General features: G+C 40.7%; 12 protein-coding genes. 8 read left to right on the top strand and 4 right to left on the bottom strand.

Features of this window, described 5'->3' with window-relative positions:
- Positions 1–9 precede the first annotated feature (9 nt).
- Together BUA60_RS02465 and BUA60_RS02460 are read right to left on the bottom strand one after the other, a co-directional pair.
- Positions 10–1,215 (bottom strand): succinylglutamate desuccinylase/aspartoacylase family protein, encoded by a 1,206-nt coding sequence (locus BUA60_RS02465; RefSeq protein ID WP_072860149.1) that lies wholly within the window; start codon positions 1,213–1,215, stop codon positions 10–12.
- Entirely contained in the window at positions 1,212–3,062 is a 1,851-nt protein-coding gene (locus tag BUA60_RS02460) for a CBS domain-containing protein (RefSeq protein WP_072860148.1), read from the bottom strand. The genes BUA60_RS02465 and BUA60_RS02460 overlap by 4 nt, the downstream gene beginning before the upstream one ends.
- A gap of 118 nt (positions 3,063–3,180) precedes the next feature.
- On the opposite strand from BUA60_RS02460, the gene rnpA reads away from it, so the two are divergent.
- Together rnpA and BUA60_RS02450 are read left to right on the top strand one after the other, a co-directional pair.
- On the top strand, positions 3,181–3,564 hold the full coding sequence (gene rnpA, locus BUA60_RS02455) for a ribonuclease P protein component (RefSeq protein ID WP_072860147.1): 384 nt from the start codon (positions 3,181–3,183) through the stop codon (positions 3,562–3,564).
- A gap of 11 nt (positions 3,565–3,575) precedes the next feature.
- Entirely contained in the window at positions 3,576–5,204 is a 1,629-nt protein-coding gene (locus tag BUA60_RS02450) for a S41 family peptidase (RefSeq protein ID WP_072860146.1), read from the top strand.
- A 37-nt stretch (positions 5,205–5,241) separates the two neighbouring features.
- Here the strand turns inward: BUA60_RS02450 and BUA60_RS02445 are convergent, their stop codons facing one another.
- Complete coding sequence (locus tag BUA60_RS02445; protein WP_072860145.1) at positions 5,242–6,348, bottom strand: acyltransferase family protein; 1,107 nt, start codon at positions 6,346–6,348, stop codon at positions 5,242–5,244.
- A 206-nt stretch (positions 6,349–6,554) separates the two neighbouring features.
- Here BUA60_RS02445 and BUA60_RS02440 point away from each other — a divergent pair, with 206 nt between their 5' ends.
- The 6 genes from BUA60_RS02440 to BUA60_RS02415 all read left to right on the top strand — a co-directional run bounded on the left by BUA60_RS02440 (position 6,555) and on the right by BUA60_RS02415 (position 14,320).
- Positions 6,555–7,214 (top strand): SGNH/GDSL hydrolase family protein, encoded by a 660-nt coding sequence (locus BUA60_RS02440; protein ID WP_072860144.1) that lies wholly within the window; start codon positions 6,555–6,557, stop codon positions 7,212–7,214.
- A gap of 163 nt (positions 7,215–7,377) precedes the next feature.
- Complete coding sequence (locus tag BUA60_RS02435; protein ID WP_072860143.1) at positions 7,378–9,501, top strand: outer membrane protein assembly factor BamB family protein; 2,124 nt, start codon at positions 7,378–7,380, stop codon at positions 9,499–9,501.
- A gap of 30 nt (positions 9,502–9,531) precedes the next feature.
- The gene (locus BUA60_RS02430; RefSeq protein ID WP_072860142.1) at positions 9,532–10,593 is read left to right on the top strand and encodes a Gfo/Idh/MocA family protein; all 1,062 of its coding nucleotides are present in this window, start codon (positions 9,532–9,534) and stop codon (positions 10,591–10,593) included.
- Between the two features lie 169 nt (positions 10,594–10,762).
- The gene (gene dgoD, locus BUA60_RS02425; RefSeq protein WP_072860141.1) at positions 10,763–11,923 is read left to right on the top strand and encodes a galactonate dehydratase; all 1,161 of its coding nucleotides are present in this window, start codon (positions 10,763–10,765) and stop codon (positions 11,921–11,923) included.
- Between the two features lie 41 nt (positions 11,924–11,964).
- Positions 11,965–13,287 (top strand): GntP family permease, encoded by a 1,323-nt coding sequence (locus tag BUA60_RS02420; RefSeq protein ID WP_072860140.1) that lies wholly within the window; start codon positions 11,965–11,967, stop codon positions 13,285–13,287.
- Between the two features lies 1 nt (position 13,288).
- Entirely contained in the window at positions 13,289–14,320 is a 1,032-nt protein-coding gene (locus BUA60_RS02415; protein WP_072860139.1) for an SMP-30/gluconolactonase/LRE family protein, read from the top strand.
- A gap of 7 nt (positions 14,321–14,327) precedes the next feature.
- Here BUA60_RS02415 and BUA60_RS02410 read toward each other — a convergent pair whose 3' ends face one another.
- Positions 14,328–15,530 (bottom strand): SH3 domain-containing C40 family peptidase, encoded by a 1,203-nt coding sequence (locus tag BUA60_RS02410; protein ID WP_072860138.1) that lies wholly within the window; start codon positions 15,528–15,530, stop codon positions 14,328–14,330.
- Between the last annotated feature and the right edge of the window lie 99 nt (positions 15,531–15,629).

Raw genomic sequence — 15,629 nt, 5'->3', positions numbered from 1 at the left:
ATAGCTATTTTAAACGGTTTTTTTATTTCGATACCACCAGGTTTCCTTGTACATGCTGTTCTTGGCGGTAGCTTCCCTACTGGTCATTAATATTTCACTTTTATTGATTACCCTATTTCTATACCCCAATAGGTGGAAAAGAGGTTTTGCCATAAATCTGGCAGTTCTTTCATTCACCAATAAAGTACCATTGTTCTTATTTGCCCACGAAACCCCGGGCAAAATTGGCAACAAAGCTGGCATTCTTATTTTTCTGAATAGAACGGATAACCACAAGGCGAACTTAGGCGTCTTGCGAATCAGAAAAAACCCATCCTCACCTTGACTTTGGTATAGAGGCATAAAAATACTCGATTTTTGCTGCGCCAATACCGCTCTATCGTTGTGTTCGGCCAGTACTTTTCCTTTGTTTACAATATCAAAACTCTGGAATCCGGGCTGCATTTGAAATTTCTCCCCGGATTCTATAGGATGCCTGTAAATTATCTCAAAAAAGCTGGCGTTCTCCTTGGCCGAATTTTTAAGCTGGCGGTAATATCCCTCAAACCCAACAATATCTGTACTTTTAAGAGCACCTCCATACGCCAGGGCCAACCACATAAATGCTATACTGTTATCTACCGCTTCCCTTGCGGTATGCTGGCCAGATTCAAAACCAACGGACAAGTAGCCCTGTTCGTTGATATAACTAAGTAGGGGTCCCTCTAAATACTCTTCTATCCCCAAAATTATCGGCACAGGAAAAAGCTTAGAAAATTTCCTGTTGATCATGGCATCATTAATGGTAATAAAAGGCAGGGTCTTGCTGGAAGTAGTATGGAAATCTATAAAATAGTAAGGCCCGGATTCTGTTTTCAGGATATCCGACAGGATTTGATAAATGGATAACAACTCCTTGTCCTCGTTAAGCAGTTCATTTTTTGATTTGGCTTTAATTTTTTCAATTTTTTCTTCGGTCCATAACCGGTTCAAATCCCGATCCAAAAATCTTTTCCCAGCCAAAAGTGCTGCAACGTTGCCCCGAATCCCATAGATGTTACCATTTACAGAAATTCCATTTTCCGCTATCCCTTTGAAGACTTCTTGTATTGCCTGCTCACCAGAAGGCTCATTACCGTGAATGCCCCCGAAAAATATCATGGTAGGTCCAACTTTGCCACCTTTTAAATGACCAATGGTTCGGCTCCTGCCTATTTGGTCCTCCATTATAATCATAGGTCCTTGGTTGTGATAATACCTATCAATTTCTTTCCGTGTACAACCGGCAGACAATTTATACCTTTGGATTCCATTAGGACCTTCGCCCGCTTAGTGCTTTCCTCCTCTGTTGTGGTAATCAGTTCCGTTTTCATAATATCCTTAATAGGCCCTTCAAATTTGTCCGGATTCTTTAAATACGCTTTTAGGTCTGTCCAAGTCAACAAACCAACCAGGTCCAAATCATCGTTTAGAATGGGTACATGGTGTATATTTTTCCATTGCATCATTTTCAACACCAATTCCGAACTATCACTATCCTGGGCAGTTACGGTATGTACGTTCATTATCTGGTACACCTTTCTCTCATTTTCGTCAATTACAAATTCATCACCTCTTGGCAATTCCCAAGCATCAACGGAGTAACCCTTTTGCTGACCTTGGTACATTTTGGCCGTTAATATGGTTAGGGCATCTGGAAGTTTAAACTCCTTTCTAAGTTTTCTATAACTTTGAATCGTCCACCGTGAACCGTTGTAGGTGGCAATCCTCCTTTCTATAATTTTCAAGTAATGCTCTGCATCTTTTGGTGCTACCCCCATACTGTACAATCCCTTAAAGGCCATTGGCAAGAAGTGATCCAACAATAACTGTTGACTAGAGATTAGTTGTCCATCCCAATAAAATTGAGCTGCCATACCATATCTGGCCGCATTGAAAAAATTGCTTTTTGCATCCTTAAAGTCCATTTTGCTATGAATGGCATTAAACTTTTTAGGCCTTCCCATCATTACTCCCACCCAAAGCATCATATTGGCAATTTCATCCTCGGTAGTGGGTCCGGATGGGATATATCTGTTCTCAATCCTAATATGGGGCCTGCCATTGGTAATACCATAGCAGACTCGGTTCCAGGTATACACGGTTCCGTTATGGAGTGACAAAGCTTTTAATTTGGGCGTTTTTCCCTGTTCCAGTTCGCTTAAACTATCAACATTGGAATCGGAAGTAAGTAAGCTCCTAAATCCTGTAATGGAATCTTTAAAATAATCCACAACCGATCCTTTTGCCCAACTATTTCCGAAGTTCACACGGGGTTCACTTTCGTTCAATAGAAAGTTACTGGCCCTCGTATCCACACTTTGCGTAAATAGGGCTATTCTGGTCTCCTCCCACAATTCCCGTCCAAAGAGCATGGGGGAGTTGGTACAAATGGACAGGATGGGCCCGGCAATGGCCTGGGACCAATTGTAGGTATCCTTAAAATCATATGGGTCTATCTGCAGATGCGATTGAAAGCTGGTATTGCATCCTTCGTACAGCACGGAATCATGCCTAATATTCAATTCATCTACCCCTTTAATATGAATTTCTATATCATTATTTCTTATTTCCTTTATAACCTCGTTCAAAATCTTATATCGGGGAATAGGAGTCAAATATTCCAAATTAAGATGCCTTTTAGAAATGGTCGGCAAAATTCCACATAGAATAATTTTGGTAGCAGATTTCTCGGCAACCTTATTGGCCATGGCCAACAAATGATCAAACTGTAAATGCATTTCAGAAAAGCAATTCCCGGATAATGGAATGGGATCCAAATTAATTTCCAGGTTATATAGGGCCAATTCGGTAGTGAAATGGGGGTCATCTATATTTTCAAGAACTTCCAAAGCCTTATTGGATGGCTGCCAAAATTCGTCCACCAAACAAAATTCCTGTTCGGCACCGATCCTAATCGGACTTAGTTCGAACATCTTTTTATCCAGTATTTGTTCCAAGGCCGCAATATCTACCAACAATTGTTTAATATACCTGGCCTTAAGTGGATTGTTCCTCAATTTTTGAACTTTCAATTCTCCCATAAATCCCTTATTTATAGTTTTGTAAAAAATATAACCCAAGATAATGGCTAATGGGATTTTGAACTATGATGATTGTCATATCCCATAACTGTGGTTTTTATTTTACATTTACGGCAAAATGTCATTTAGCTTCCCAAAAAAAGAAAAACTAAAGAGCAAAAAACTAATTGAACAGTTGTTTGCGGAAGGAATTGGTGTTACCAATTATCCTATAAAACTTGTTTATCTCAAAACGAGCTTCGAAGATGATTCCAAATACAAGGTCGGGGTAACCGCTTCCAAAAGGAATTTTAAAAGTGCCGTAAAAAGAAATCGAATCAAAAGATTGATGCGGGAAAGCTATAGGCTGAACAAACACCTAATTTTTAACAACATAGAAGGTAACTTTGCGTTTATGTTTTTATATCTTGGTAAGGAGATGCCCTCGCAATCCAAAATTACAGATGCCATGATTCCTTTGATGCGGAAATTTATCGATGAAATTGCAAAGGCCAGCAAATAATTTATGAACAGATGAAAGAGATAGTAAAAAAGCGGGTACTTATTCCCATTATCGCCATAGCCCTACTAATTGCAGGTAGTAGTTTTAAGGGCGATTTTTTTGAGATTGCCAAACAGATCGAAATTTTTACCACCTTGTTCAAAGAATTGAACATGAACTATGTGGATGAAACCAATCCTGCAGAATTAATGGATACGGCCATTAAGAACATGTTGGAAGACTTGGATCCCTATACCAAATTCCTTAATGAGCAAGACGTTGAATCCTTTAAAATAAATAATGCAGGCGAATATTCGGGTATCGGGGCCGTGGTACGGACTTACAAGGATAAAGTAGTTATTATTGAACCTTACAAAGGTTATCCAGCAGATAAGGCGGGCCTTAAAGCCGGGGATGAAATTATTAAGATCGGTGATATTGCCATAGCGGATATTAAAGATGACGCCGACGAGCTTTTGAAAGGAGCCAATAACACTAGCGTAAATATTACTTATGTTAGGCAGGGCGAAACCAAGTCTACCACAGTGAACAGGGAATCTATTGAAGTAGATGCCGTTCCCTATTATAAGATGATCAAAGAAAATACCGGTTATATTGTATTGGCAAAATTCAATAAAAAGGCCACGGAACAAACCAAGGAAGCTCTTCTCAACTTAAAAAACGATGGCGCCAAAAAAATTATTTTGGACCTAAGGGATAATCCTGGCGGATTGTTGACCGAAGCTATTAATGTAACCAATCTCTTTATTCCAAAAGGAGAACTGGTAGTAACCACCAAATCCAAGGTCAAAAAATTCAATAGGGAATATAAAACTACCAACCAACCCGTGGACACTGAAATACCATTGGTGGTATTGGTCAATGGTAGAAGTGCCTCGGCCAGTGAAATTGTCTCTGGAAGCCTCCAGGATTTGGACCGCGCCGTTATAGTGGGTGCAAGAAGTTTTGGCAAGGGGTTGGTACAACGCCCTTTAAAACTAACCTACGGTACGCAATTAAAGGTAACGATCTCCAGATATTATACAGCATCGGGCAGGTGTATACAATCCTTGGATTATTGGAATAGGGATGAGAACGGAAATGCAGTTAAAAATACCCAATTTAGGGATTTTAAGACCAAGAATGGACGAAAAGTACAAGATGGTGGAGGTGTTTTGCCAGATATAGAAATTGCCGCTGCCAAAACAAATCCTCTTACCCAGGCCCTATTATCCGATAATGTAATTTTCGACTACGCAACCGATTTCTATTACAATAACAAGGTGGAGAATGTATTGGACTTCAGTTATAAGGATAGTGATTTTGCATCTTTTAAAAACTATGTCTCCAAAAGTAATTTTGATTTTGAAACAAAGGCCGAAAAGGCCCTAAAAGAGGTTATGTCCGGGGAGGATAGCACTATTTTTGGCAATGAGGTCACGGAACAGTATAAAGCCCTGTTGTTGGAGATGGAAAAAAATAAACTGAAGGCATTGGATAAATACAAGGTGGAAATCCAAAAGAATTTGGAGGATGAAATTCTTAAACGCTTTTTCTACAGGGAAGGTCTTTATGATTATCATTTACAAAATGACGAAGCCATTATGACCGCTACCGCTCTATTGAATGACAATGGCAAATATGCGAACATTCTAAAATAAAAGAATAACGGTCAAATACCCCCCAGGTATTGAATTGCTATATCTTAAAGTAAACCTTCTTCTGATCCAAGAAATAGGTAATATACCAAAACATAAAGAGTACAAACAAGGAATTTATAACCAATATTAATCCTTTGTCCAAGCCAATGGGAGCTAATATTCCTTCGGTAAAAATTAGACCAAAATCCCTGAACCATTGAGACCCAACAGTTTCGGCAAACAAATAAATAAATATGGAGTTTGTCCCTACCACAGAAAAGATCTTCAGCCAATTGCTTTTATGGCCTTTAATATCTATCCACCAATAGAACAAGGCCAACGCCAACAAAGCCCATCCTCCTGAAGCCAAAGTAAACGAAGTGGTAGCTATTCTTTTAATAATTGGGGTTATTCCTAATAAATCCATCCCATAGCCCACTACAAGTAAGGCTGCTCCCCACATTAATAGGGGACTCAACTTTTCCTTAGCCGTTTTGTTGGAAATCAACAATTGACCACAAATCACACCCATTATTGTATGGACCGCAGTAGGCAGAAAATTGATAAAAACCCAGCCGCCACCGTTTATTTTACCCATTACCAACATATCTACCCAAGACCCAAAACTTTGTCCCTGATTATAGGGATCCTGTGGGTTATAGGCCCTATAGAGGATCTCGGTAAGTACCAAAATTCCCAAGCAAATAAATATCTGTATACGGTGGGGAAGATTCATGATAGCGTAAGCGATAAGAATGGTGAAAGCCAATTGAACCAAAACGTTCCAAAGTTCCCAAACCAACGCATGGCTATACACACAGTGCAGCAATACCCCAAAACTAAAAAGCAAAAAACATCTTCTTAAAATATGTTTGGTAGCGGCGGTACGAGTTCCGCTCGCCAAGCGCTTTCTCAAGGAAAATGGCATGGCCACACCCACTATAAACATAAAGAAAGGTTGAATAAGATCCCAAAACCGCAACCCGTTCCAAGGATGATGGTGCAACTGTTCCGCCAATGGGTGTAAAATGGCGTTGTTCTCTGTAAGGTCCCCAAAGCTACCATGAAACCCGGCAGCTTCCGCAATAAGTAAAAACATGGTCAATCCCCGAAATACGTCCAAGGAAAATAACCTCTTGGATAGGTTGGTAGATTCGTTTGTCATTTTGTATGTGGTTGATTATTTGGCAATAACAATGTAGTGATTTTCTCTAGACATTCATAAAATATTGTGATTGATGGATAATTATCCAATCCCGGTTATTGGCCAAGTTGGTTTTTCACTAAGCAAAAAATACGGGCATTATGGCAACCCCAGCATTCCCTTTCTAAAATTTTTAATTATTTTTCACTCTTGTAAAAATTAAAAGCATGAATAACAAATTTTACCTTCTAATAGCCTTATGTATTTTTCTTTGCCTGGGATACAAACCCAAAGAGCCCAAAATATTAATTATAGGCGACTCTATTTCTATAGGTTATTTTTCAAAGGTAAAAGAGGCAATGACCCCTAAGGCAATAGTAATGCACAATCCTGGAAATGCTCAACATACCGGAACGGGACTAGAGAAAATCAAGGATTGGATAGGTAATGAGGATTGGGATATTATTCAATTTAATTGGGGCTTATGGGATCTTTGTTACCGTCATCCAGATTCCAAAGTTTATGGAAATAGGGATAAAATTAAGGGTACCATAACCTATGACCTACAAACTTATAGACAAAATCTGGAAGAATTGGTGAGTATCCTCAAAGCCAGTACCTCGGCAAAATTGATATTTGTAACAACCACCTATGTTCCTGTTAATGAAGCCGGAAGATTTACTGAGGATGTACCCAAATACAATGCAATTGCAAAAGCCGTAATGAAAAAGAATGGGGTAATCATCAACGATATCTACAAAAAATCCATTGCCATCCACCACAAAAATGGTGTGGGAGACAATGACGTTCATTATAACAAGGAAGGATATAAAGAACTTGGAGAACTAATTGTTCCTGTGCTCAATAAAACCTTAAAAAAGTTATAGTGTAAACAACCATTCCTTTTCTCCAACCCAAACCATTGGGCTTCTGGGGTGTTTGAAGAATTAGGGAAACAACGATCGTTTCCCGGTCAAAAAAAATATAAGATGAAACTACAGGCCCTTAGTTCTTAGAAATTAATTAATTTAAGCGATAAAACTACCACCAATGTCGCTTAATAGCACAAAGTATTTATCAATAATAACCTTAGCGGCAATTTGTCTATTAAGTTGTAAACTTGATAGTTCCGCCAAAACCGACTCCAAGAGATACAAGACTTGGAGTTCCTATTTAGGTGGGCCAGATCGCAACCATTATTCCACCCTATCACAAATTACCTTGGACAATGTAACGCAGCTTAAGGTGGCTTGGTCCTACTCTGCTCCTGATAGTGGTCAAATGCAAATGAATCCAATAGTGGTGGACACCATTCTGTACGGGGTTACGGCGGCCTTAAGGGCGGTGGCATTGCACGCTGGAACTGGGAAGGAAATATGGAGATTTGGGGATTCACTACAACTAACAAATAGCACTAGTAGAGGTGTGGCATATTGGGCAAAGAGCAATGATAAACGTATTCTGTTCACCCAAGGACCCAATCTTTTTGCCCTTAATGCCATAACAGGTAAGCCAATTTCTTCCTTCGGGGAAAATGGAAAAATTGATCTCCGATCCGGATTGCCAACCAGCGCAAAGAATAAATTTGTAGTCTCCAACACCCCAGGAACCATTTACCGGGATTTAATTGTAATGCCCATTCGCCTCTCGGAAGGTAGCGGTGCTGCACCGGGAGATATTATGGCTTTTAATGTAATAACTGGCCAATTGGAATGGTCTTTCCACACCATTCCCTATCCAGGAGAGCCCGGAAACGAAACCTGGGAAAATCCTGATAGCTATAAAAGTGAAACTGTTGGTGCTGCCAACAATTGGGCGGGTATGGCATTGGACGAAAAAACGGGAATCCTATACGTGCCAACGGGTTCAGCAGCCCCAGATTTTTATGGTGGCGACAGAAAGGGCAGTAATCTTTATGCCAATACGCTATTGGCTTTGGACGCACAAACAGGAAAACTGCTTTGGCATTATCAATTTACCCATCACGACTTATGGGATAGGGATCCTCCGGCGCCTCCCAACCTTTTGACTATTACCAGAGCGGGGAAAAAAATACCTGCCGTGGCTCAAGTAACCAAACAAGGGTATGTTTTTCTTTTTAACAGAATTACGGGAGCGCCATTGTTTGATATTGAGGAGATAACTGTACCTCCATCTACATTGGAAGGAGAAAAAACATGGGCAACCCAACCATTTCCCACCAAGCCCAAGCCTTTTGCAAGACAATCCCATTTATTGACTGAAAAAGACCTTAGTCCCTATGCCGAAAACAAGGAGGAATTATTGGCCCAATTCAATGAAGCAGACAAAAGAATCTATGCACCGCCCAGTCTAGATCCTGTGCTTCTACTTCCTGGGTATGATGGCGCTGCGGAATGGGGAGGAGCCGCCGCCGATCCCGAAGATGGCGTTTTGTACGTAAATTCCAATGAAATGGCGTGGTTCCTTCAAATGGACAAGGATACCCTAAACACAAGCGTGGCTCCAGGGGAATATGCCTACAACAAATATTGTGTTGTATGCCATCAAAAGGACCGTAAGGGTAATGTGGCAAGTGGATATCCATCCCTATTGAACCTAAAATCGACCTATAGTAAAGAGACCGTTGCCCAGACCATAAAAAAAGGAAAAGGTATGATGACAGGTTTCCCTCAAATTGAAAAAACGGAAATGGAAGCTTTGATACAGTTTTTATACAGGGAAGAAGTTGGACCAATGGTTACCGAGAACAATACAAAACCCATAAAAACAACCTATAAACACCGCGGTTATAAAAAATTTCTGGACAATAACGGGCTTCCGGCCATTTCCCCGCCATGGGGTACATTACATGCTATAGACCTCAATTCTGGGGATTACCTATGGTCCATTCCCTTCGGGGAAACATTGAGCTTGAAAGAACAGGGATTCCCTCAGACAGGCTCGGAAAACTATGGCGGGGCTATAGTTACCGAAAACGGACTATTGTTTATAGGGGCCACAAAAGACGGATATTTTAGAGCCTTTAATAAAATTAACGGCAAGCTACTCTGGGAATATGAACTCCCTGCTGCTGCATTTGCAACGCCCGCCATGTATGAAGTTAACGGCAAACAGTATATTGCCATTGCCTGTGGTGGCGAAAAATTAGGAACAGAAAAAGGGAACAAGATCCTTGCCTTTTCCCTCGAATAAAAAAATTAAGAAATATTATACCTTAGGACTATGAACAAACTAAAAACCCTTGTTGTAGGTTGTGGAAATATGGGTATTTCCCATGCCAGAGCCTATCACCAACTCAGTGAATTTGAAATTGTAGGGCTGGTAAGCCGAAAACCTGAAAGTAGGGAAAAGTTATCCAAGGAATTGGGAGGATTGCCTACCTATGCCGATTTTGATACCGCCTTGAAGGAATCCGAACCAGATGTAGTATCCATTAATACCTATCCGGATACCCATGCCGACTATGTTAGAAAAAGTCTGAACGCAGGAGCACATGTATTCGTAGAAAAACCGCTTGCCCTCACGGTAGAAGAGGCCGAGGAACTAGTGGCGTTGGCAAAGGAAAAAAACAGAAAAATGGTGGTCGGTTATATTCTAAGGGTACATCCGTCGTGGACCAAGTTCGTGGAAGTTGCCCGTACCCTTGGCAATCCCTTGGTAATGCGCATGAACTTAAACCAACAAAGTTCCGGGGACAAATGGTATACCCATAAGCAGTTAATGAATAGCATGTCCCCTATAGTGGATTGCGGTGTTCATTATGTAGATATTATGTGTTTAATGACCCAATCCGTTCCGGTTAGTGTCAGCGCCATAGGAGCCAATTTGAGCCAGGAAATTGACGACAAAATGTACAACTATGGTCAATTACAAGTACGTTTTAAAGACGGCTCCGTAGGATGGTATGAGGCTGGATGGGGACCAATGATGAGTGAAACAGCGGTCTTTATCAAGGATGTTATTGGCCCTAAGGGAGCGGTTTCCATTTCGGACAAACCTAAAGATAGTTCCCAAGATATAGAGGGACATACAAAAACGGGCAGTCTACAACTTCATTATAGCGAATTGACCAAAGAAGGGAATTTCCTTAAAAAAGATGAGTTTATTGGAACCGAAGATGAGCCGGATCATGACGGACTCTGTCTATTGGAACAGGAGTATTTGTTGAACGCCATTAAGAACAATGTTGATCTGTCAGCACATTTACGGGATGCCATAAATAGTCTAAAAATTGTACTGGCTGCCGATGAATCCGTAAGAACTGGTAAGACTGTTATACTTTAGTTTAGACTGTTTAAAAACTCCAAGAATCTTAATATTCATAACAATTAGTTATATTTATTCCTTATGCCTTTGATTTCGAGGATTTAGAAAAAGACATTGATTTACATAAATACCAACCCAAAAGTAATTTTGAAGACCCATCAAGGGCTATAGAATTAGTAAAAGCATTATGAAGGAACAACTTATTATCGAAAAAATTGAACTTTTTAAGGTCCCACCAAGGTGGCTTTTTGTTAAGGTTACCACCAAAGAGGGGATTATTGGCTGGGGCGAACCCGTTGTGGAAGGAAAGGCAGATACGGTGGCCGCCTGTGTCATGGAACTACAGCAACATATCATTGGTAAATCGGCCGCAAATATTGAAGATATTTGGCAAATACTCTATCGTGGAGGATTTTATAGAGGTGGTCCCATACTCATGAGCGCCATATCCGGTATTGATCAGGCACTATGGGACATAAAGGGAAAATTTCTGGGTGTTCCTGTCTACGATTTATTGGGTGGGGCGGTTCGCCATAAAATGAAAATGTACTGCTGGATTGGAGGAGATCACCCAGAGGTTATTTTGGAACAGGCCCACGAAAAGGTAAAGGCAGGTTTCCAAGCTGTAAAAATGAACGCTACCGGTGGTATGGACTGGATTTCATCTTTGAAAGATGTGAAAGAGGTGTCCAACAACATTAGAGTATTAAGGGAGGAATTCGGTAACGATCTGGACATAGGACTGGATTTTCATGGGCGTGTACATAAAGGCATGGTAAAAAGGCTTATAGATGAGCTTGCTCCTTATGAACCCATGTTTATTGAAGAACCGGTACTTAGCGAAAACAATGATGCCTTAAGGCATATTTACCCCTACACCAGTATTCCAATCGCTACCGGGGAAAGAATGTTCTCCCGTTGGGATTTTAAGAAAATTCTGGAAGAAGGGGTAGTCGATATTATCCAGCCAGATCTTAGTCACGCAGGAGGAATTTCCGAGGTGAGGCGAATTGCTACCTTGGCCGAAGCCTATGATGTAGCTTTGGCCCCCCACTGTCCGCTTGGGCCCATTTCCCTGGCTTCTGCATTACATGTCGACTTTGTTTCTGCCAATGCCGTTATTCAGGAAAACAGTATAGGTATCCATTATAATCAAGGATTTGATTTACTGGATTATGTCCTTAATCCTGAAATTTTTGATATCAAGGATGGTTATATAGAGTTGTTTCAAAAACCAGGCTTGGGGGTTGAAATGAATGAAGAAAAATTAAGGGAAGGCCAAAAAATTGGCCATAATTGGTCCAACCCTATATGGCGAGGACCCGATGGAAACTTTACAGAATGGTAAAATAATAATCGAATAATACCAATAACCAACCAAAAAAAACCATGACTTACCTTATCGCCTTAGTACTTTCCCTTGCCCTATTGATTATTGGCATCATCAAATTTAAAGTACATCCCTTTTTTGTTCTCCTTTTTTCGGCCATCGCCTACGGCTTTATGACCGGGATGGATATAGAATCCATAATCAGTTCCATAAATAATGGATTTGGGGATATTATGGGCAAAATAGGACTTATAATCTTGTTTGGGGTTACCATAGGCAAGGTACTGGAAAAGTCTGGTGGTGCCTTTGTTATCGCCTCCAAAATTTTACAACTAATAGGAGCAAAATCTATCCATTTGGCCATGCTCCTTACAGGATATATACTTTCTATTCCAGTATTTGCAGATAGTGCACTTTTAATAATGAACCCTCTAAACAAGGTACTCTCCTCCAAAGCGGGTGTATCCTTTGCAGGTACCACTGCGGCACTTGCACTGGGACTTACAGCTTCGCATACCATGGTGCCACCAACCCCGGGACCTATTGCCGCCGCCGGTATCTTAGGAGCAGATTTGGGAAGTGTTATGATATGGGGCTTGCTTATCAGTAGCATTTCACTAATTGCCTGTTATTTCTTTGCTACCAAATTCGCATCCCGAATTCATGTTCCAATAATCCTCGAAGAAGTGACTACCAAACAGGAACAACCGGCCCTATGGAAATCCTTATTGGCCATTGTAATTCCTATTGTACTCATCATCTTTAAGTCCGTTATGGATTATCCGGAATTTACTTTCGAACCTTCCCCGTTCAAAACGATTATTTCATTTTTGGGCACGCCTGTAATTGCTCTTTTGGTAGGGGTTTTATTATCCCTTGTTTTACCCAAAAAATTGGATGAAAAGATTTTCTCCGCAACAGGTTGGTTTGGGGAATCGTTAAGGGAAGCGGCCCCCATAATTTTTATAACCGGGGCTGGAGGGATTTTTGGAAAGATGTTGCAGAATTCGGGAATTGCAGATACCATTACCTCAGAATTTACCGGTATGGAATTGGGCTTGTTCCTACCCTTTTTATTGGCCGCCTGTCTAAAGACTACACAGGGTTCATCTACAGTGGCCTTGGTAACAACAGCCTCCATAATAGCCCCTTTAATGCCCGCCTTGGGTCTTAACGACCCCTTTATGGCTACTATGACGGTTTTGTCTATTGGTGCAGGAGCTTCTGTAGTATCGCACGTAAACGATAGTTTCTTTTGGGTACTCACCCAACTTACAGGAATGAACGTAAAACAAGGCTATCAAATCCAATCGGCAGGTACATTCGTACTCGGAGGCACTGCCATGACCGTTATTACTATAATCGTTAAAATAATGCACTAAAATGAAAAAATTGACATGTATTATCGTTGCTTCCATTCTACTCTTTGGGGCCTCCTGTAAAGAATCCAGTAAAAAATCGGTACCCGCAGAAGGTATTGCTTCTCCATTTTCAATTGAAATTTTGGATGATGAAGCACTTCAGATCATAGATCCGAAATCTAAAATTGAAATCCTAGCCAGCGGCTTTGCCTGGACAGAGGGACCCCTATGGATAAAAGAAGGCAATTATTTATTATTTTCAGATATCCCAAATAACAAGGTTTATAAGTTGGATCCAAAAAACAACGATACGGTCACCTACTTGCATCCCTCAGGATTTTCAGGAACTAGTTTTACAGGTGAAGAACCGGGTTCCAATGGACTTTTGCTTAATAAAGATGGCGAGTTGGTGCTCATGCAACACGGAAATCGACAAATAGCCAAAATGAATGCACCCCTAAATGCTCCTTCATCTGAATTTACTATCCTGGTGGATTCCTATATGGGCAAGAAATTGAACAGCCCCAATGATGCCACATTCGATAAAAACGGCAACCTTTATTTTACAGATCCACCCTATGGCCTACCAAAAAGAATGGATGATGAAGGCAAGGAATTGGATTTTCAAGGAATTTATTGCCTTATGACTAGCGGGGAATTAATACTGCTCGACTCCATTTCCCGACCTAACGGAATAGGAATATCCCCGGATGGCAATGTCCTTTACGTTGCAAATTCAGATCCGGAACATGCCGTGTGGTACCAATATAAGCTTCCGGAACCTGGAAAGGTCACCGATAAAAAACTATTTTTTGAAGTAACGAATCTTATTGGAAAAGAAGGTCAACAAGGCTTGCCAGATGGATTAAAAGTAAACAATAACGGAATCCTATTTGCTACTGGACCCGGTGGCGTTTGGATCTTTGATTCCCACGGAAAGGCCTTGGCCAGAATCCATACCGGACAGGCTACGGCCAATTGTGCATTTGATACCGATCAAAAAAGGTTGTATATCACTGCGGATGATTATATAATGGCTGTGGACCTAAAATAAGTCTAGGCTAGTCCTTAAATACAGGTGTTTTGGCAAGCTCGATCAATCCGTCCTTGGTTTCCTTAAGATAACGATTGGAACGTAAATATCTGTTTAGGTTGTACTCGTCAAAATTTGGAGCGTCTTTGTCCACACTGCTTATATGTACCCTCCCGGCAGAATGGATAAATTCATTATTACCTATCCACATTCCTACATGGATTACGCGTTCCTTTGTGGTATCTGTTGCCGGTTTTCCAAAAAACAATAAATCTCCCGGTTCCAACTTATCAAAATCCTTAACAGCATCTATCTCCCTGCCCGTATGTATTTGCTGGGAAGCGTCCCTTGGTAATACAATGCCATTCAAAAAATAAATGGTTTTGGTAAATCCACTACAATCCACTCCTTTGGTAGAAGTACCCCCCCATAAATATGGGACGCCCATTAAGGTTTTGGAAGTACTTACCAAGGATTCCTGATCGGGGTCCAATGCTGCCAGCCAAGTGTCATAATCCATGGCCTCTGTTTTAAGTACATAAGCCTTTCTACCATCCGGAAATGCCACAAAATAATACTCCTTTTCTTGACCTATCTGTTCCAAAACACCACCGGCAACCATATCGGAAACGACTTGGGAACCCTTGTTGGGCTCTGTAAAAGAATGACCTATGGTATTGGTATAAATAACCTTTTGGGTGGATTTCCACTGGGTATATTTGTCTGTTGACAGCGGTATTATTCCTCCCCTATCTACCCAGGACAAATATTTATCCGGAGTCTGAATCAAGTACCAACCATCCTCTTCTTTAAAAATCTTGACAGGGGTACCCAAAGTGGCCTGGGTCACCAATTCCGAGGAATGGGCGGGTTTACCACGCAAATTGGCCACGGATATGGTAATAAGACCTTGGGTAAAACCATTTGAACTGGATGAAGGCAACAATTGAATACTGTCTATATAATCTATTTTATGCTGCGCCAGCTTTTCCTTAAAGCTGTTAACGGCCTCAGGAAGGTTGGACTCTCCCTTAATGATAGTTTCATTACCCTTGCTAACATATTCTATATCAAAAAGGGCTACCCTTTTGTCCGGGGCAAATTCCTGTTTTACCTCTTCCATCAAGCTTGTAAAGGTAAGCTCATCCCTATCAAGCTTTTGTTTACAGGACAAGGATAGAAAAACTCCTGTAATAAGTATAAAAATTGTTCCTTTTTGGCAGTAATTCATGAAAAAAATCTATGACAGTTAATATAAAATCTTGTTTGGAACTTGGAAAATTATAAAAATTTAAGGAATGCCTGGCTAGCACCGTTATTTAATTTAATT

The sequence above is a fragment of the Arenibacter palladensis genome, from assembly GCF_900129275.1.
Classification (GTDB): domain Bacteria; phylum Bacteroidota; class Bacteroidia; order Flavobacteriales; family Flavobacteriaceae; genus Arenibacter; species Arenibacter palladensis.
This window is presented reverse-complemented; position numbering and strand designations above follow the sequence as displayed.

Excerpts from the sequence above, each read along its gene's own strand:
- BUA60_RS02410 (WP_072860138.1), bottom strand. The coding sequence starts at position 15,530 with ATGAATTACTGCCAAAAAGGAACAATTTTTATACTTATTACAGGAGTT.
- BUA60_RS02435 (WP_072860143.1), top strand. The coding sequence starts at position 7,378 with ATGTCGCTTAATAGCACAAAGTATTTATCAATAATAACCTTAGCGGCA.
- BUA60_RS02440 (WP_072860144.1), top strand. The coding sequence starts at position 6,555 with ATGAATAACAAATTTTACCTTCTAATAGCCTTATGTATTTTTCTTTGC.
- BUA60_RS02420 (WP_072860140.1), top strand. The coding sequence starts at position 11,965 with ATGACTTACCTTATCGCCTTAGTACTTTCCCTTGCCCTATTGATTATT.
- BUA60_RS02465 (WP_072860149.1), bottom strand. The coding sequence starts at position 1,215 with ATGATTATAATGGAGGACCAAATAGGCAGGAGCCGAACCATTGGTCAT.
- dgoD (WP_072860141.1), top strand. The coding sequence starts at position 10,763 with ATGAAGGAACAACTTATTATCGAAAAAATTGAACTTTTTAAGGTCCCA.
- rnpA (WP_072860147.1), top strand. The coding sequence starts at position 3,181 with ATGTCATTTAGCTTCCCAAAAAAAGAAAAACTAAAGAGCAAAAAACTA.
- BUA60_RS02445 (WP_072860145.1), bottom strand. The coding sequence starts at position 6,348 with ATGACAAACGAATCTACCAACCTATCCAAGAGGTTATTTTCCTTGGAC.
- BUA60_RS02415 (WP_072860139.1), top strand. The coding sequence starts at position 13,289 with ATGAAAAAATTGACATGTATTATCGTTGCTTCCATTCTACTCTTTGGG.
- BUA60_RS02460 (WP_072860148.1), bottom strand. The coding sequence starts at position 3,062 with ATGGGAGAATTGAAAGTTCAAAAATTGAGGAACAATCCACTTAAGGCC.
- BUA60_RS02450 (WP_072860146.1), top strand. The coding sequence starts at position 3,576 with ATGAAAGAGATAGTAAAAAAGCGGGTACTTATTCCCATTATCGCCATA.
- BUA60_RS02430 (WP_072860142.1), top strand. The coding sequence starts at position 9,532 with ATGAACAAACTAAAAACCCTTGTTGTAGGTTGTGGAAATATGGGTATT.